Source organism: Allobosea sp. UNC402CLCol (assembly GCF_000745475.1).
Taxonomy (GTDB): Bacteria; Pseudomonadota; Alphaproteobacteria; order Rhizobiales; family Beijerinckiaceae; genus Allobosea; species Allobosea spartocytisi.
In genome coordinates, this window is sequence record NZ_JQJJ01000006.1 from 1 (window position 1) to 18,641 (window position 18,641).

The following is an 18,641-nucleotide window of genomic DNA, read 5'->3' on the forward strand; positions in this document are numbered from 1 at the left end:
GTGATGCCGGGCGACAACATCTCGATGGAGGTGACGCTGATCGCCCCGATCGCGATGGAAGAGAAGCTGCGCTTCGCCATCCGCGAAGGCGGTCGCACCGTCGGCGCCGGCGTCGTCGCCTCGATCATCGCCTGATCGGGATTTCGGTCGATATGTGTTGAGAAGGGCGGCGGAAACGCCGCCCTTTTCGTTATTGCGGAGATGTGTTGAAGCCGGCTGCGTTTTCGACTTGAAAACCTCCGCGCCTTGAGGCAAAGGATCGCCCGACTACAGGGGTGTAGCTCAGTTGGTAGAGTACCGGTCTCCAAAACCGGTTGTCGTAGGTTCGAGCCCTACCGCCCCTGCCAGTCGCTTTTCGGGCGGCTGCAGCGCAAACCGCAAAGCGGTTCTTCGAGCGCCATGACCCAGAACATCTACGACGACGAAACCTTTTTTGCGGGCTATAGCCGCCTGCCGCGTTCGGTCCATGGGCTGGACGGCGCGCCGGAATGGCCGGTGCTGCGGTCCATGCTGCCGGATCTGCAGGACAAGCGCGTGCTCGATCTCGGCTGCGGCTTCGGCTGGTTCTGCCGATTCGCGGCGGGCGAGGGGGCTGCGAGCGTCCTCGGAGTCGATGTCTCCGGGAACATGCTGGCGCGGGCGCGGCGCGAGACAGACGATTCCCGCATTCGCTATGAGCTGGCCGATCTGGAAAGCTTCGTGCCGGCGGCCGGCGCTTTCGATCTCGCCTATAGCTCGCTCGCCTTCCATTACATCGCCGGTCTCGACGCGCTGTTCGGACGCGTGCATGCGGCGCTGAAGCCGGGTGGGGCGCTGGTCTGCTCGGTCGAGCATCCGATCATGACGGCGCCGGTTCGGCAGGAGTGGCTCGTCGATGCCGACGGGCGGGCGAGCTGGCCGGTCAACGGCTATCTCGACGAGGGCGAGAGGGTCAGCAATTGGCTGGCGGAGGGCGTGGTCAAGCGTCACCGTACGATCGCGACTTATCTCGACCTGTTGCGGGCGGCGGGCTTTTCGCTCGATCGGTTGGTCGAATGGGGGCCGAGCCGGGAGCAGGTCGCGTCCGAACCGAGCTGGGCCAGGGAGCGCGAGCGGCCGTTCTTCCTGCTGATCGCGGCACGGCGGAGCTGAAGCGGCCCGCGCCCCGAAAGGGTCTTGGCTAAAGGCCTAAGGCGATGTAAGAGGGCGGTCGATGACGGCGCGCGACCCCCCGGGTCCCGCGCCGCGAATGTTTCAGGACGGCCGATTCGGCGTCGCGGCAGGGGTCGCGGACCGGTTCGGAACCCGAGGTGGTTCATGGCGAAATCCAATCCCTTCCAGTTCCTGCAGGACGTGCGCTCCGAGGCGGCCAAGGTCACCTGGCCCTCGCGCCGGGAGACGCTGATCACCACGGGCCTCGTGCTCGCCATGGTGGTCGTCTCCAGCCTGTTCTTCCTCTTCACCGATACCATCATCCGCTGGGGCCTCGGCATCATCCTCGGCGCCCGTTGAACGGAAATACGCACGTGAGCACCCGCTGGTACATCGTCCACGCCTATTCCAACTTCGAGAACAAGGTCGCCCAGTCGATCCGTGACCAGGCGGCGCAGCGCAACCTCGCCGACAAGTTCGACGAGGTGCTGGTGCCGACCGAGAAGGTCGTCGAGGTCCGCCGCGGCCGCAAGGTCGATACCGAGCGCAAGTTCTTCCCCGGCTACGTCCTGGTGAAGTGCGAGATGACCGACGAGGTCTATCACCTCATCAAGAACACGCCGAAGGTCACCGGCTTCCTCGGCGCCGACAAGGCCAAGCCCATGCCGATCCCCGAGCATGAGGCGATGCGGATCAAGGGCCAGGTCGCCGAGGGCATCGAGCGTCCGAAGCCGACGGTGGTCTTCGAGATCGGCGAGCAGGTCAAGGTGGCCGATGGCCCCTTTGCCTCCTTCAACGGCGTCGTCGAGGATGTCGATCACGCCCGCACCCGCCTCAAGGTCGCCGTCTCGATCTTCGGCCGCGCCACGCCGGTCGAGCTGGAATACAGCCAGGTCGAGAAGCTCTGAGCGGCGCCTTCGCGCGTTAACCGGATAACACCCGCAAACGGCCGCTCCGGCTATCCTGTCTCGTGACCGCCAACCAAGGCGGGAACACGGGGAGGGTAGCATGAGCGGCCAACGCATTTTGATGATCGTCGGCGATTTCGGCGAGGACTATGAGATCATGGTCCCGTTCCAGGCGCTGCTTGCGGTCGGTCATACCGTCCACGCGGTCTGCCCCGACAAGAAGGCTGGCGATGCGATCGCGACCGCGATCCACGACTTCGAAGGCCAGCAGACCTATTCCGAAAAGCGCGGCCACAACTTCACGCTGAATGCCAGCTTCGCCGATGTCGACCCGGCCCGCTACGACGCGCTGGTCATTCCCGGCGGACGGGCGCCCGAATATCTGCGCCTGAACGCCAAGGTCGTCGAGATGGTCCGGCACTTCTTCACCGCCGGAAAGCCGGTGGCGGCGATCTGCCATGGTGCTCAGCTCCTGGCGGGCGCGGGCGTGTTGAAGGGCCGCACCTGCTCGGCCTATCCGGCCTGTCGGGCCGAGGTCGAGCTTGCCGGCGGCACCTATGCGGATATCGCCATCGATGGTGCCGTCACCGACGGCAATCTCGTCTCGGCACCCGCCTGGCCGGCCCATCCCGCCTGGCTGTCGCAGTTTCTCAAAGTCCTCGGCACGACGATCAGCCACGGCCAGCAGCGTCAGGCCGCTTGAGTCTCGTCGCTTGCCGGCAAGGGCTGGCGGAGCTCGCCTCCGCCAGCCTATGATGCCGCTCGCGGGAACCTGATCGGAGGCGCCCATGTGCAGGCTTTTCGTCGGAGCCGATGCCGGGCTGTGGCAAACGCGGCTCAAATCGGTGCGGATGCGCGGCTATTCGACCAGCGTGAGGCTGGAGAATCTCTACTGGCGCGTCCTGGAAGAAATCGCCCAGCGCGACGGCATGACCCTGATGCAACTGTTGACGCGGTTGCACGAGGAGTTGCTCGAGACGCGGGGAGAGGTCGAGAATTTCTCATCCTTCCTCAGGGTCTGCTGCGGGCGCTATCTGGCGCTTCAGCTGGAAGGTGACGTGCCGCAAGACCGCGCCATCCCGATCCGCGACCTCGATGCCGAGAGCATCCTGGCGCGAGAGGCGCGGCGCCGCGACGCCGAAGGTCGCCGCCTGGCGGTCCGGCGCGAGACGGACAAAGCGGTGCGAGGGGCTTCCCTTTCCGGCGCGCCTGTGCCATAGGCCCCGCCTTAACCGCGTGGAAGGCGTGCCGGTCGCCAGCCGGATCACAGGCGCCGCACCACGCACTGCAACCACCCCGGCCCCGGCGAAGAGCGTCGGCAGGCAGGGGCGTCGTCGTTCCGATAGGCAGCGGAGCGGACGGCAGGAGCAGCCATCATGGCAAAGAAGATCACGGGCTACGTGAAGCTTCAGGTTCCGGCGGGCGCGGCCAATCCGTCGCCGCCGATCGGTCCCGCGCTCGGTCAGCGCGGCCTCAACATCATGGAATTCTGCAAGGCCTTCAACGCGAAGACCCAGCAGATGGAAAAGGGCATGCCGATCCCGGTGATCATCACCGCGTATGCCGATCGCTCCTTCACCTTCGAGATGAAGCAGCCGCCGGTCTCGTACTGGCTGAAGAAGGCCGCCGGCCTGACCTCGGGCTCGAAGACCCCGGGCAAGGGCGGCAATGTCGGCAAGGTTACGACCGCGCAGATCGCCGAGATCGCCGAGAAGAAGATGGCCGATCTCAACTGCGACACCGTCGAATCGGCTTCGGCCATGATCCGTGGCTCTGCCAGGTCCATGGGCCTGGAAGTCGTGGGCTGAGGGGAGGCTGACAATGGCACATATCGGAAAGCGCGTCGTCAAGGGCCGTGAAGGCATTGACCGCACCAAGCTGTACCCGCTCGATCAGGCCGTCACCTTCGTCAAGGAGCGTGCCAACGCCAAGTTCGACGAGACGGTCGAGATCGCGATGAATCTCGGCGTCGATCCGCGTCACGCGGACCAGATGGTCCGCGGCGTCTGCAACCTGCCCAACGGCTCGGGCCGCACGCTGCGCGTCGCCGTCTTCGCCCGTGGCGCCAAGGCTGACGAGGCCAAGGCCGCGGGTGCCGACATCGTCGGCGCCGAGGAGCTGGTCGAGTCCGTCCAGAAGGGCGAGATCAACTTCGATCGCTGCATCGCGACCCCGGACATGATGGGTCTCGTCGGCCGTCTCGGTAAGGTGCTCGGCCCGCGCGGCCTGATGCCGAACCCGCGCGTCGGCACCGTGACGATGGACGTCACCGCCGCCGTCGCCGCCTCGAAGGGCGGTTCGGTCGAGTTCCGCGTCGAGAAGGCCGGCATCATCCACGCCGCCGTCGGCAAGGCCTCGTTCTCGGCCGAGAAGCTCTCGGAGAACATCAAGGCGTTCGTCGACTCCGTCGCCAAGGCCAAGCCGGCCGGCGCCAAGGGCACCTATATCCAGCGCGTCGCGATCTCGTCGACCATGGGCCCGGGCGTCAAGGTCGAGCCGAACACCGTCGTCGGCGGCTGACAAGCTTGAGGGCAGGGCGGCTGGATCAACGGCCGCCCACCCGCTCTTGATTTCGTGATGTCAAGAGCCTACTTGGCAGAAGCAGGCGAAAGCGCTATACGCACGCCTGTTTCCATGAGTGATGGGGCTCCGGCGTGCTTGACACGAAGGGGTCCGTTTCGCGTTTTTCGGCGGGTTTCCGCTGAAAATTGGGTGATTTGAGGACGGGGGAGTGATTTCCCGGGGGAGAATCATCCAGTCCTGTCTGAGACTGCAGGTGCGTTTCGGCTTCGGCCGGGAGCATAATTTCGCCAAGAGGCCTGCATAGACGGTGCAAGAGCTTACTCCCGGATCGCAAGATCCGGAAAGACGGTTCGAACCATCTCGCCCGGTCGCGGCCTCTCCATCGAGGCTCGGGAGCGGGGACAGGGCATCAAGCGTCGCTTTGCCGAACGCCGGTGTCAACCGGGGTTCCAGGAGCGGCATTTGCAACCGGCGGCGAGCCCTCGAAAGCTTGTCGCCTACCGGAGAGAGCCCAGTGGATAAAGCGGCAAAGAAAGATGCCGTCGCGTCGCTGAACGATGTGTTTGCGAACACGTCGGTCGTCGTCGTGGCCCACTATGCGGGCTTGACCGTGGCCCAGTTCCAGAAGCTTCGTCGCGAGATGAAGGCCAATGGCGCCACTGTTAAGGTCGCAAAGAACCGCTTGGCCAAGATCGCTCTTGAAGGCACCGACGTCGCGTCCATCAGCAACCTGCTGACGGGTCCCACCCTGATCGCTTATTCCAACGATCCGGTCGCGGCGCCGAAGGTCGCCAGCGCTTTCGCCAAGGAGAACGACAAGCTCGTCATCCTCGGCGGTGCGATGGGCAAGACCGCCCTGAACCCCGATGGTGTCAAGGCCCTGGCCACGATGCCCTCGCTCGACGAACTGCGTGCCAAGCTTATCGGCCTTATCCAGGCCCCGGCTACCAAGCTCGCGCAGCTCACGAACGCGCCCGCCGGCAAGCTGGCTCGCGTGGTTCAGGCTTACGCCGACAAGAATGCGGCTTGAAGCCAGCAAACCCTTATCGTTCGAACCTCTTAAGACAGGAAGTTAAACATGGCCGATCTCGCCAAGCTCGTCGACGAGCTGTCGTCGCTCACCGTTCTCGAGGCCGCTGACCTCGCCAAGCTGCTCGAAGAGAAGTGGGGCGTTTCCGCTGCCGCCGCCGTCGCCGTTGCGGCTGGCCCGGCTGCCGGTGGCGCTGCCGCCGCTGCTGCTGAAGAGCAGACCGAGTTCACCGTCGTTCTTGCCGCCGCCGGCGACAAGAAGATCGAGGTGATCAAGGAAGTCCGCGCCATCACCGGCCTGGGCCTCAAGGAAGCCAAGGACCTGGTCGAGGGCGCTCCGAAGCCGGTCAAGGAAGGCGTTGCCAAGGACGAGGCCGAGAAGCTCAAGAAGCAGCTCGAGGCCGTCGGCGCCAAGGTCGAGCTCAAGTGAGCTTGGGCCGGCTGATGCCGGTCCGACCGTAGTCAAAACAGACAGTCCCGGGGCGCTCCACGCCTCCGGGGCTGTTGCGTCGTTTCCGCGCTGGTGCGCGGGAGTTGTCGCGGGAGCGAGCCGCAACCTTGCGGTGAAGCTCTGAACGAAGATGTGGGTCGGCGCCGATGCGCCGAACGGCTCACCCGGCGGCCCGAGGCCGCCTCGGCCGGACCGCCGGGTGAGCCGTCCATGGAGCCGAAACCGATGGCGGACCTTCCGAGGGCCGGCGGCGGTACAGGCTCTGAACGGAGAGGTTGGGACCTTACGGAGCGTGGCCGCCAAATTGGCGGCGACTTGCCGGAAGATGCCCACAGAACGCGAGGAACAACATGGTCAATTCGCTCCAGGGTCGCAGGCGCGTCCGCAAGTTCTTCGGCAAGCTCAAGGAAGTGGCGGAGATGCCGAACCTCATCGAGGTTCAGAAGGCGTCCTACGACCAGTTCCTGATGGTCGACGAACCCAAGGGCGGCCGGCCTGACGAGGGATTGCAGTCCGTCTTCAAATCGGTCTTCCCGATCGGCGATTTTTCCGGCGCCTCGCTGCTGGAGTTCGTGAAGTACACCTTCGAGCCGCCGAAATATGACGTCGACGAGTGCCGCCAGCGCGGCATGACCTTCTCGGCGCCGCTCAAGGTGACGCTGCGCCTGATCGTGTTCGATATCGACCCGGACACCCAGGCCAAGTCCGTCAAGGACATCAAGGAGCAGGATGTCTACATGGGCGACATGCCGCTCATGACGGATAACGGCACCTTCATCGTCAACGGCACCGAGCGCGTCATCGTCTCGCAGATGCACCGTTCGCCGGGCGTGTTCTTCGACCACGACAAGGGCAAGACCCATTCCTCGGGCAAGCTGCTCTTCGCCGCGCGCATCATCCCGTATCGCGGCTCCTGGCTCGACATCGAGTTCGACGCCAAGGACATCGTCTACGCCCGTATCGACCGGAAGCGTAAGATCCCGGTCACCTCGCTGCTGTTCGCGCTCGGCATGGACGGCGAGGAGATCCTCAGCCGCTTCTACAACCACATCACCTACACCAAGGACGCCAAGGGCTGGCGCGTTCCCTACGACGCGGAGCGCATGAAGGGCTTCAAGGCGACCGAAGACCTGATCGACGCCGACACCGGCGAGGTCGTGGTCGAGGCCGGCAAGAAGCTCGTCGCCCGCGCTGCCCGCCAGCTCGCCGAGAAGGGCCTCAAGTTCCTGCGCGCGCAGGACGAGGACCTGTACACCCAGTACATCGCCGAGGACCTGGTCAACCCGGCGACGGGCGAGGTCTATGCCGAGGCCGGCGAAGAGATCACCGAGAAGCTGCTCAAGCAGCTCACCGATGACGGTTATGACGAGATCCCGGTGCTGGACATCGACCACATCACGGTCGGTCCCTACATCCGCAACACGCTGAACGTCGACAAGAACTCGCGCCGCGAGGAAGCCCTGTTCGACATCTACCGCGTGATGCGTCCGGGCGAGCCGCCGACCCTCGAGACGGCTGAGAACATGTTCCAGTCGCTGTTCTTCGACCCGGAGCGCTACGACCTCTCGGCCGTCGGCCGCGTCAAGATGAACATGCGCCTCGACCTCGACGCCGAGGACACCGTGCGCATCCTGCGCAAGGAGGACATCTTCGCGGTCGTCAAGGCGCTGGTCGACCTGCGCGACGGCAAGGGCGAGATCGACGACATCGACCATCTCGGCAACCGCCGCGTGCGTTCGGTCGGCGAGCTCATGGAGAACCAGTATCGCCTGGGCCTCCTCCGCATGGAGCGCGCCATCAAGGAGCGCATGTCCTCGGTCGATATCGACACGGTCATGCCGCAGGACCTGATCAACGCCAAGCCGGCGGCTGCCGCCGTGCGCGAGTTCTTCGGCTCCTCGCAGCTCTCGCAGTTCATGGACCAGACGAACCCGCTCTCCGAAGTCACGCATAAGCGTCGCCTTTCGGCGCTTGGCCCGGGCGGTCTGACCCGCGAGCGCGCCGGCTTCGAGGTGCGCGACGTGCACCCGACGCATTACGGCCGCATCTGCCCGATCGAGACGCCGGAAGGCCCGAACATCGGCCTGATCAACTCGCTCGCCACCTTCGCGCGGGTGAACAAGTACGGCTTCATCGAGAGCCCGTATCGCCGCATCCGCGACGGCAAGGTCACCGACGAGGTGATCTATCTCTCGGCGATGGAAGAGGCGAAATACAACGTCGCTCAGGCCAATGCCGCCGTCGACAAGGAAGGCCGCCTGACCGACGACCTGATCGTCTGCCGCCGCGCCGGCGAGGTCATCGTCACGCCGGTCGACAAGGTCGACTTCCAGGACGTGTCGCCGAAGCAGCTCGTTTCGGTCGCCGCGGCGCTGATTCCGTTCCTCGAGAACGACGACGCGAACCGCGCGCTGATGGGCTCGAACATGCAGCGCCAGGCGGTGCCGCTGGTTCGCGCCGACGCGCCTTTCGTCGGCACCGGCATGGAAGCGGTCGTCGCCCGTGACTCGGGCGCCGCGATCGCGGCCCGCCGTTCCGGCGTCGTCGACCAGGTCGACGCGACCCGTATCGTCATCCGCGCTTCCGACGAGATGGACCCGACCAAGCCCGGCGTCGACATCTACCGGCTGCAGAAGTTCCAGCGCTCGAACCAGTCGACCTGCATCACGCAGCGTCCGCTGGTGCGCGTCGGCGACGTCGTCAAGAAGGGCGACATCGTCGCCGACGGCCCGTCGACCGAGTTCGGCGAGCTCGCGCTCGGCCGCAACGTGCTCGTCGCGTTCATGCCGTGGAACGGCTACAACTTCGAGGACTCGATCCTTCTCTCCGAGAACATCGTCTCCCAGGACATCTTCACCTCGATCCATATCGAGGAGTTCGAGGTCATGGCCCGCGATACCAAGCTCGGCCCGGAGGAGATCACGCGCGACATTCCGAACGTTTCGGAAGAGGCGCTGAAGAACCTCGACGAAGCCGGCATCGTCTATATCGGCGCGGAAGTGGCGGCGGGCGACATCCTCGTCGGCAAGATCACGCCGAAGGGCGAAAGCCCGATGACGCCGGAAGAGAAGCTGCTGCGCGCCATCTTCGGCGAGAAGGCCTCGGACGTTCGCGACACCTCGCTGCGCGTTCCCCCGGGCGTGCAGGGCACGATCGTCGAGGTGCGCGTGTTCAACCGCCACGGCGTCGACAAGGACGAGCGCGCCCAGGCCATCGAGCGCGAGGAGATCGAGCGTCTCGCCAAGGACCGCGACGACGAGCAGGCGATCCTGGACCGCAACACCTTCGCGCGTCTGGCCGAGATCCTGACCGGCAAGACCGGCCTGGCCGGTCCGAAGGGCTTCAAGAAGGACACGGTCATCACCCGCGAGGTGATGAGCGAGTTCCCGCGTTCGCAATGGTGGCTGTTTGCCACCGCCGAAGACTCGCTGATGACCGAGATCGAGGCGATGCGGAAGCAGTACGACGAGTCGAAGAAGCGCCTCGAGCAGCGCTTCCTCGACAAGGTCGAGAAGCTGCAGCGCGGCGACGAACTGCCCCCGGGCGTGATGAAGATGGTCAAGGTCTTCGTCGCGGTGAAGCGCAAGATCCAGCCGGGCGACAAGATGGCCGGCCGTCACGGCAACAAGGGCGTGGTCTCGCGCATCGTGCCGGTGGAGGACATGCCGTTCCTCGAGGACGGCACTCATGCCGACATCGTGCTGAACCCGCTGGGCGTGCCCTCGCGCATGAACGTCGGTCAGATTCTTGAGACCCATCTGGGCTGGGCGGCCGCCGGTCTCGGCAAGCAGATCGGCAAGGCGCTCGACGCCTACAAGAAGACGAGCGACTTCAAGGCGCTGAAGGCTCAGTTCGACGCCGTCTACGAGGATAACGAGATCATCGCCTCGATGGACGAGAACGAGCTCGTCGAGATGGGCCAGAACCTGCGCCGCGGCGTGCCGGTGGCGACGCCGGTGTTCAATGGCGCCAAGGAGGCCGATATCGAGCGGCTCCTGGAGCAGGCTGGTCTGCACTCGTCGGGTCAGTCGACCCTCTATGACGGCCGCACGGGTGAGCCTTTCGACCGCAAGGTGACGATGGGCTACATCTACATGCTCAAGCTGCACCACCTGGTCGACGACAAGATCCACGCGCGTTCGATCGGTCCGTACTCGCTCGTCACCCAGCAGCCGCTGGGCGGTAAGGCGCAGTTCGGCGGCCAGCGCTTCGGCGAAATGGAGGTCTGGGCGCTCGAAGCCTACGGCGCCGCCTACACCCTGCAGGAAATGCTGACGGTGAAGTCGGACGACGTCGCGGGCCGCACCAAGGTCTACGAGTCGATCGTGCGCGGCGAGGACAACTTCGAAGCGGGCATCCCCGAGAGCTTCAACGTTCTCGTCAAGGAGATGCGCTCGCTCGGCCTCAACGTCGAGCTGATCAACAACAAGGTGAAGCCGGGCGAGTTGCCGCCCGCCGAAGCGGCCGAATAAGCCGCGACCGAGCCTTGAACATTGCCGGCGGCACTCACGCCGCCGGCCTACGGAATTGACGAGCCGGGCAGGGTGGCCCTTAAGCCCCCACCGGCCGAAGGAGACAGGCGATGAAGCAAGAGGTCATGAACCTTTTCGGCCAGCAGCCGGTCCAGCAGGCCTTCGACGCGATCAAGATCTCGATCGCGAGCCCGGAGAAGATCCTGTCCTGGTCGTATGGCGAAATCAAAAAGCCCGAGACGATCAACTACCGCACGTTCAAGCCGGAGCGTGACGGCCTGTTCTGCGCGCGCATCTTCGGGCCGATCAAGGACTACGAGTGCCTGTGCGGCAAGTACAAGCGCATGAAGTTCAAGGGCGTCATCTGCGAGAAGTGCGGCGTCGAAGTCACGCTCGCCCGCGTCCGGCGCGAGCGCATGGGCCATATCGAGCTCGCCGCTCCCGTCGCGCATATCTGGTTCCTGAAGTCGCTGCCCTCGCGCATCGGCCTCTTGATGGATATGCCGCTCAAGGACTTGGAGCGCATCCTCTACTTCGAAAGCTACGTCGTCATCGAGCCGGGCCTGACCCCGCTCAAGGACCGCCAGCTGCTGTCGGAGGAGGAGTATGTCCGCTGCCAGGAGGAGTACGGCGCGGACACCTTCACCGCCATGATCGGCGCGGAAGCCATCCGCGAGATGCTGCGCGCGCTCGATCTCGACCAGATCAACGCCGATCTCAAGCATGAGATCGCGACGACGACGTCCGAGCTGAAGCCCAAGAAGCTGATGAAGCGCCTCAAGATCATCGAGGCCTTCCAGGAGTCGGGCAACAAGCCGGAATGGATGGTGATGACCCAGATCCCGGTCATCCCGCCGGATCTGCGTCCGCTCGTTCCGCTCGATGGCGGCCGCTTCGCGACCTCGGACCTGAACGACCTCTATCGCCGCGTCATCAACCGCAACAACCGCCTGAAGCGCCTCATCGAGCTGCGCGCGCCGGACATCATCATCCGCAACGAGAAGCGGATGCTGCAGGAGTCCGTCGACGCCCTGTTCGACAACGGCCGCCGCGGCCGCGTCATCACGGGTGCCAACAAGCGCCCGCTGAAGTCGCTCGCCGACATGCTGAAGGGCAAGCAGGGCCGCTTCCGCCAGAACCTGCTCGGCAAGCGCGTCGACTATTCCGGCCGCTCGGTCATCGTCGTCGGTCCGGAGATGAAGCTGCACCAGTGCGGCCTGCCGAAGAAGATGGCGCTCGAGCTGTTCAAGCCGTTCATCTATGCGCGCCTCGACGCCAAGGGCTACTCGACCACGGTCAAGCAGGCCAAGAAGCTCGTCGAGAAGGAGAAGCCGGAAGTCTGGGATATCCTGGACGAGGTCATCCGCGAGCATCCGGTGATGCTGAACCGCGCACCGACGCTCCACCGCCTCGGCATCCAGGCCTTCGAGCCCGTGCTGATCGAGGGCAAGGCGATCCAGCTCCACCCGCTGGTCTGCGCCGCCTTCAACGCGGACTTCGACGGCGACCAGATGGCCGTGCACGTCCCGCTGTCGCTTGAGGCGCAGCTGGAAGCGCGCGTGCTGATGATGTCGACCAACAACATCCTGCACCCGGCGAACGGCCAGCCGATCATCGTGCCGTCGCAGGACATCGTGCTCGGCCTCTACTACCTCTCGATCATCTCGGATGGCGAGCCGGGCCAGGGCAAGATCTTCGGCGATTTCGGCGAGCTCGAATACGCGCTGCACGAGAAAGTCGTGACGCTGCATTCGAAGATCAAATATCGCTGGACCGGCGTCGGCCATGACGGCAAGCCGTACACGAAGATCTACGACACCACGCCGGGCCGCGTGATCCTCTCGACCGCGCTGCCGGAGCACCCGGCCGTGTCCTTCGACGTCGTCAACAAGCTGATGACGAAGAAGGAGATCTCCGGAATGATCGACGCCGTGTATCGCGGCTGCGGTCAGAAGGAATCGGTGATCTTCTGCGACCGCGTCATGGGGCTCGGCTTCAAGCACGCCTTCAAGGCCGGCATCTCCTTCGGCAAGGACGACATGGTCGTGCCGGAGAACAAGTGGCAGATCGTCGACACCACCCGCGCGCTCGCCAAGGATTACGAGCAGCAGTACCAGGACGGCCTGATCACGCAGGGCGAGAAGTACAACAAGGTCGTCGACGCCTGGGCGAAGTGCTCCGACAAGCTCGCCCAGGAGATGATGGCCCGCATCTCGACTGTCCAGAAGGACGAGACCGGCCGCGACAAGCAGATCAACTCGATCTACATGATGTCGCACTCGGGTGCCCGCGGTTCGCCGGCGCAGATGCGCCAGCTCGCCGCCATGCGCGGCCTGATGGCCAAGCCGTCGGGCGAGATCATCGAGAGCCCGATCATCTCGAACTTCAAGGAAGGCCTCGACGTTCTCGAGTACTTCAACTCGACCCACGGCGCCCGTAAGGGCCTCGCCGACACGGCGCTCAAGACGGCCAACTCCGGCTATCTCACCCGCCGTCTCGTCGACGTGGCGCAGGACGCGATTATCTCCGAGGTCGATTGCGGCTCGGACAACGGCATCAAGATGCGCGCCATCGTCGATGCCGGCCAGGTCGTGGCTTCGCTCGGCGTGCGCATCCTGGGTCGCTCGGCGGCCGAGGACGTGACCGATATCGACGGCAACGTCCTCGTGCCGAAGGGCACGATGATCGAGGAGAGCCATATCGAGAAGATCAACGCCGCCGGCGTCCAGGAGGTGAAGATCCGCTCCGTTCTCACCTGCGCGACCAAGAACGGCGTCTGCGCGACCTGCTATGGGCGCGACCTCGCCCGCGGCACGCCCGTCAACATGGGTGAGGCCGTCGGCGTCATCGCGGCGCAGTCGATCGGCGAGCCGGGCACGCAGCTCACCATGCGTACCTTCCACATCGGCGGCGCGGCCACCATCGCCGACCAGTCCTTCGTCGAGTCGAACTTCGAAGGCACGGTCAAGATGCGTAACCGCAACGTCGCGCGGAACTCGGACGGCGACCTCATCGCCATGGCGCGCAACATCGCCATCGTGATCGTCGGGCCTGATGGCGCCGAGCGCGCGGTGCACCGTGTCCAGTTCGGCTCGAAGCTGCGGGTCGACGAGGGCGACAAGGTCAAGCGCGGCCAGCGCCTGATCGAGTGGGATCCCTATTCTCGCCCGATCCTGGCGGAGGTCGACGGCAAGGTCGGCTACGAGGATCTCGTGGACGGCATGTCGATGACCGAGACGACCGACGAGGCGACCGGCATCTCCAAGCGCGTCGTCATCGACTGGCGTGGCTCGGCCCGTACGGCCGACCTCAAGCCCGCGATGACGATCACGGGGCCTGACGGCAAGATCGCGAAGCTCGCCCGTGGTGGCGATGCCCGCTACATCCTGCCTGTCGACGGCATCATCTCGGTGGAGCCTGGCCACTCGATCAAGGCCGGCGACGTGCTGGCGCGTGTCTCGACCGACTCGGCCAAGACCCGCGACATCACCGGTGGTCTGCCGCGCGTGGCGGAGCTGTTCGAGGCGCGTCGTCCGAAGGACGCGGCGATCATTGCCGAGAAGTCGGGCGTGATCGGCTTCGGCAAGGACTACAAGAACAAGCGCCGCGTGACGCTGACACCGCATGACGGTTCCGACGGGGTCGAGTACCTGATCCCGAAGGGCAAGCACATCCACCTCCAGGACGGCGACGTCGTGGAAGTTGGCGACTACATCCTCGACGGCAACCCGGCCCCGCACGACATCCTGGCGATCAAGGGCGTCGAGGAGCTGGCGGCTTATCTGGTGAACGAGATCCAGGAGGTCTATCGCCTTCAGGGCGTCGGCATCAACGACAAGCACATCGAGGTCATCGTCCGTCAGATGCTGCAGAAGGTCGAGATCACGGAGTCGGGCGATACCGACATCCTGACCGGCGACCAGGTCGACCGCGTCGAGCTCGAGGAGATCAACGCGAAGATGCGCGAGGAGGGCAAGAAGCCGGCTTCCGGCGTGCCGGTCCTGCTCGGCATCACCAAGGCCTCGCTGCAGACCCGCTCCTTCATCTCGGCGGCGTCCTTCCAGGAGACCACCCGCGTCCTCACCGAGGCGGCGGTCAACGGCAAGTCGGACATGCTCGAGGGCCTCAAGGAGAACGTCATCGTCGGCTCGCTCATCCCGGCCGGCACCGGCGCCCAGGTCGCCCGCATCAAGCAGGTGGCCACGCGCCGCGACGACCTCATCGTCGGCCAGAAGGCCGATGCGGCTGCCAAGGCCGCGGCCCAGGCCGCTGCGGTGCTGCCGGCGGCCGAGTAAGCTCAGCCACCGGCGAAGACCGGCAATCATCGGAAAGGCCGCCCCTCCCGGGCGGCCTTTTTGTTTCGTGAAAGGGCAGGCGAGGGGCCAAGTGGCCCGAACCCCGCAAAACCCCAACCTTTTCGGCGGTTTCGGGGTTGACGCGAATCTCTGTTCGAGTCATAAGCGCGCCACTGTCGACGGTTGTCGGACACGTTTGTCGCTTGCCTCTTTGTTTGCAAGCGAGTTTCGCGACCGAAACTCCGTCGGAATTCCAGCGTCGAATGACGACATGGCGAGATGCATGAACGCGGAGTTTCCGTGTTCCTCTGCTGGCGAACGCGCCTGAGGCCCCTGAAAGGGCGCCGATGGCGCGGCTTCGTTTATGCCATGGCTTTGCTCGACCTGGGAGATTGACCAGGAATTTCCAAACGCTCAGTGGGGCGAGAGGCCAGAATGCCGACAATCAGCCAGCTCATCCGCAAGCCGCGCTCGCCCGTGAAGGCGCGTAACACCGCCCCGGCGCTCGAGTCGTGCCCGCAGAAGCGCGGCGTCTGCACGCGTGTCTATACGACGACCCCGAAGAAGCCGAACTCCGCGCTCCGCAAGGTCGCCAAGGTTCGTCTGACCAACGGCTTCGAGGTGATCGGTTACATCCCGGGTGAAGGCCACAACCTTCAGGAACACTCGGTGGTGATGATCCGCGGCGGCCGCGTCAAGGACCTTCCCGGCGTGCGCTATCACATCCTGCGCGGTGTGCTCGACACGCAGGGCGTCAAGAACCGCAAGCAGCGCCGTTCGAAGTACGGCGCCAAGCGTCCCAAGTGAGTTCGGCCAGATCGGCCGGGTGATGAGCCCAGGCCGATCCGCCGCGTTGAAGATTTGACCGGAGACTAGACGATGTCCCGCCGCCACAGTGCCGAAAAGCGCGAAGTTATCCCGGACCCCAAGTTCGGCGATATCGTCGTCACGAAGTTCATGAACTCCGTGATGTACGAAGGTAAGAAGTCGACCGCCGAGCGGATCGTCTACGGTGCCTTCGACATCATCGAGGCCAAGACCAAGAGCGAGCCGCTCGGCGTCTTCAAGTCGGCGCTCGAGAACGTCGCTCCGGCGATCGAAGTCCGTTCCCGCCGCGTCGGCGGCGCGACCTACCAGGTTCCGGTCGAGGTTCGCACCGAGCGCCGTCAGGCGCTGGCGATCCGCTGGCTGATCTCGGCCGCGCGTGGCCGCAACGACAAGACGATGGTCGAGCGTCTCTCGGCCGAGCTGATGGATGCTGCGAACAACCGCGGCAACGCCGTCAAGAAGCGTGAAGACACGCACCGGATGGCGGAAGCCAACCGCGCCTTCTCGCACTACCGCTGGTAAGCGGAAGCCCGGACTTCAGGACACACGACCATGGCCCGTTCTCATCCGATCGATCATTATCGTAACTTCGGCATCATGGCCCACATCGATGCGGGCAAGACGACGACGACCGAGCGTATCCTCTACTACACCGGCAAGTCGCATAAGATCGGCGAAGTCCATGATGGCGCCGCCACGATGGATTGGATGACGCAGGAGCAGGAGCGCGGCATCACGATCACGTCCGCCGCGACGACCTGCTTCTGGCGCGACAACCGCCTGAACATCATCGACACCCCCGGCCACGTCGACTTCACCATCGAGGTCGAGCGTTCGCTGCGCGTGCTCGACGGTGCCGTCTGCGTGCTCGACGGCAACCAGGGCGTCGAGCCCCAGACCGAGACCGTCTGGCGCCAGGCCGACAAGTACGACGTCCCGCGTATCGTGTTCGTCAACAAGATGGACAAGATCGGCGCCGATTTCTATCGCTGCGTCCAGGACATCATCGACCGCGTCGCCGGCAAGCCCGTCTGCCTGCAGATCCCGATCGGTTCCGAATCCGACTTCGTCGGCGTGATCGACCTGATCAAGATGAAGGCGATCGTCTGGAACGGCGAAGCGCTCGGCGCGTCCTTCGAGGAGAAGGACATTCCGGCCGATCTCGCCGACAAGGCTGCCGAATATCGCTCGAAGCTCGTCGAGGCCGCCGTCGAGATGGACGACGCCGCGATGGAAGCTTATCTGGACGGCACCGAGCCGAACGCCGAGACGCTGCGCAAGCTCGTTCGCACGGCCGTTCAGCGCCGCGCCTTCCACCCGGTCCTCTGCGGCTCGGCCTTCAAGAACAAGGGCGTGCAGCCCCTGCTCGACGCGGTCGTGGACTTCCTGCCGTCGCCGGTCGATCGCGGCGCCGTCGAAGGCATCGACTTCAAGACCGAAGAGCCGACCACCCGCAACCCGACGGACGAAGATCCGTTCTCCATGCTCGCCTTCAAGATCATGGACGACCCCTTCGTCGGCACCATCACCTTCTGCCGCATCTATTCGGGCAAGGTCGAGGCGGGTCAGGGCGTCATCAATTCGACCCGCGACAAGAAAGAGCGCGTTGGCCGCATGCTGCTGATGCATGCGAACAACCGCGAGGACATCAAGGAGGCTTATGCCGGTGACATCGTCGCCCTGGCCGGCCTCAAGGACGTCCGCACCGGCGACACGCTCTGCGATCCCACCCATGCGGTGATCCTGGAGCGCATGGAGTTCCCTGAGCCGGTCATCACGATCGCGATCGAGCCGAAGTCCAAGGCCGACCAGGAGAAGCTGGGCCTCGCCCTGTCGAAGCTCGCGAACGAGGATCCGTCCTTCCGCGTGTCGACCGACCAGGAGAGCGGCCAGACCATCCTGAAGGGCATGGGCGAGCTCCATCTCGACATCAAGGTCGACATCCTGAAGCGCACCTACAAGGTCGACGCCAATATCGGCGCGCCCCAGGTTGCGTATCGCGAGACGCTGACCAAGAAGGCCGAGATCGACTACACCCACAAGAAGCAGACCGGTGGTACGGGCCAGTTCGCCCGCGTCAAGCTCGTCATCGAGCCGAACGAGACCGGCAAGGGCTTCGAGTTCGAGTCGAAGGTCGTCGGCGGTTCGGTGCCGAAGGAGTATATCCCCGGCGTCGAGAAGGGCCTGAACTCGGTCATCGGCTCTGGCGTTCTCGCCGGCTTCCCGGTCGTGGACGTCAAGGTCACGCTGATCGACGGCGCCTTCCACGAAGTCGACTCGTCGGCGCTCGCCTTCGAAATCGCTTCCCGTGCAGCGCTGCGCGAAGGTCTGCAGAAGGGCGGCTCCGTGCTGCTCGAGCCGATCATGAAGGTCGAGGTCGTGACCCCGGAAGACTACACCGGTTCGGTCATCGGCGACCTGAACTCGCGTCGTGGCCAGATCCAGGGCCAGGACATGCGCGGCAACGCCGTCGTGATCAACGCGATGGTGCCGCTGGCGAACATGTTCGGCTACGTCAACCAGCTGCGCTCCTTCTCGCAGGGCCGCGCGAACTACACGATGCAGTTCGACCACTATGAGCAGGTTCCCTCGGCGGTCGCCGCCGAGGTTCAGGCCAAGTACGCCTGACCCGAACCTTCGACTGAACACTGAGAGATTGGACGGAGGCTACCATGGCCAAAGAGAAGTTTTCGCGGACGAAGCCGCACTGCAACATTGGAACGATTGGTCACGTTGACCATGGCAAGACGTCGCTGACGGCTGCGATCACGAAGGTTCTGGCTGAGTCCGGCGGTGCGTCGTTCACGGCGTATGACCAGATCGACAAGGCGCCGGAAGAGAAGGCTCGCGGCATCACGATCTCGACGGCTCACGTCGAGTACGAGACCCCGGCTCGCCACTACGCTCACGTCGACTGCCCCGGCCACGCCGACTATGTGAAGAACATGATCACGGGTGCGGCGCAGATGGACGGCGCGATCCTGGTGGTGTCGGCGGCCGACGG

Annotated in this window: 15 protein-coding genes, 1 tRNA gene and 1 pseudogene; all 17 read left to right on the forward strand. The window is 64.7% G+C overall.

Features of this window, described 5'->3' with window-relative positions; translation table 11 throughout:
- Positions 1–135 (forward strand): annotated as a pseudogene (gene tuf / locus GY40_RS26915) (elongation factor Tu); the annotation flags it as partial.
- A gap of 136 nt (positions 136–271) precedes the next feature.
- Positions 272–347, forward strand: a tRNA-Trp gene (locus GY40_RS01885).
- A 52-nt stretch (positions 348–399) separates the two neighbouring features.
- Positions 400–1,131 carry a class I SAM-dependent methyltransferase gene (locus GY40_RS01890; RefSeq protein WP_038358293.1) on the forward strand — a complete coding sequence of 244 codons (732 nt, stop codon included), beginning with the start codon at positions 400–402 and terminating at the stop codon, positions 1,129–1,131.
- 165 nt (positions 1,132–1,296) lie between these two features.
- Positions 1,297–1,491, forward strand: a complete 195-nt coding sequence (gene secE / locus GY40_RS01895) for a preprotein translocase subunit SecE (RefSeq protein ID WP_038358268.1) — start codon at positions 1,297–1,299, stop codon at positions 1,489–1,491.
- Positions 1,492–1,505: 14 nt separating this feature from the next.
- The gene (nusG, locus tag GY40_RS01900; RefSeq protein ID WP_038358269.1) at positions 1,506–2,039 is read left to right on the forward strand and encodes a transcription termination/antitermination protein NusG; all 534 of its coding nucleotides are present in this window, start codon (positions 1,506–1,508) and stop codon (positions 2,037–2,039) included.
- Between the two features lie 100 nt (positions 2,040–2,139).
- Positions 2,140–2,742, forward strand: coding sequence for a DJ-1/PfpI family protein (locus tag GY40_RS01905; RefSeq protein WP_038358271.1), 603 nt, complete (start codon positions 2,140–2,142; stop codon positions 2,740–2,742).
- 85 nt (positions 2,743–2,827) lie between these two features.
- A complete protein-coding gene (locus GY40_RS01910) occupies positions 2,828–3,259 on the forward strand; it encodes a ribbon-helix-helix domain-containing protein (protein ID WP_051987425.1) in 432 nt (143 codons plus the stop codon).
- Between the two features lie 156 nt (positions 3,260–3,415).
- A complete protein-coding gene (rplK, locus tag GY40_RS01915; RefSeq protein ID WP_038358273.1) occupies positions 3,416–3,847 on the forward strand; it encodes a 50S ribosomal protein L11 in 432 nt (143 codons plus the stop codon).
- 13 nt (positions 3,848–3,860) lie between these two features.
- Complete coding sequence (gene rplA / locus GY40_RS01920) at positions 3,861–4,559, forward strand: 50S ribosomal protein L1 (protein ID WP_038358275.1); 699 nt, start codon at positions 3,861–3,863, stop codon at positions 4,557–4,559.
- A gap of 517 nt (positions 4,560–5,076) precedes the next feature.
- A complete protein-coding gene (gene rplJ, locus GY40_RS01925; RefSeq protein WP_038358277.1) occupies positions 5,077–5,592 on the forward strand; it encodes a 50S ribosomal protein L10 in 516 nt (171 codons plus the stop codon).
- A gap of 48 nt (positions 5,593–5,640) precedes the next feature.
- On the forward strand, positions 5,641–6,021 hold the full coding sequence (gene rplL, locus GY40_RS01930; protein WP_038358279.1) for a 50S ribosomal protein L7/L12: 381 nt from the start codon (positions 5,641–5,643) through the stop codon (positions 6,019–6,021).
- Positions 6,022–6,392: 371 nt separating this feature from the next.
- The gene (gene rpoB, locus GY40_RS01935) at positions 6,393–10,514 is read left to right on the forward strand and encodes a DNA-directed RNA polymerase subunit beta (RefSeq protein WP_038358281.1); all 4,122 of its coding nucleotides are present in this window, start codon (positions 6,393–6,395) and stop codon (positions 10,512–10,514) included.
- 110 nt (positions 10,515–10,624) lie between these two features.
- Entirely contained in the window at positions 10,625–14,809 is a 4,185-nt protein-coding gene (gene rpoC, locus GY40_RS01940) for a DNA-directed RNA polymerase subunit beta' (protein WP_038358283.1), read from the forward strand.
- A gap of 435 nt (positions 14,810–15,244) precedes the next feature.
- Complete coding sequence (rpsL, locus tag GY40_RS01945; RefSeq protein WP_038358286.1) at positions 15,245–15,616, forward strand: 30S ribosomal protein S12; 372 nt, start codon at positions 15,245–15,247, stop codon at positions 15,614–15,616.
- A 72-nt stretch (positions 15,617–15,688) separates the two neighbouring features.
- On the forward strand, positions 15,689–16,159 hold the full coding sequence (gene rpsG / locus GY40_RS01950; protein WP_038358287.1) for a 30S ribosomal protein S7: 471 nt from the start codon (positions 15,689–15,691) through the stop codon (positions 16,157–16,159).
- Between the two features lie 30 nt (positions 16,160–16,189).
- A complete protein-coding gene (fusA, locus tag GY40_RS01955; protein WP_038358289.1) occupies positions 16,190–18,265 on the forward strand; it encodes an elongation factor G in 2,076 nt (691 codons plus the stop codon).
- 44 nt (positions 18,266–18,309) lie between these two features.
- On the forward strand, positions 18,310–18,641 hold a 332-nt coding region (locus GY40_RS01960; RefSeq protein ID WP_038358291.1), incomplete at its 3' end, for a GTP-binding protein.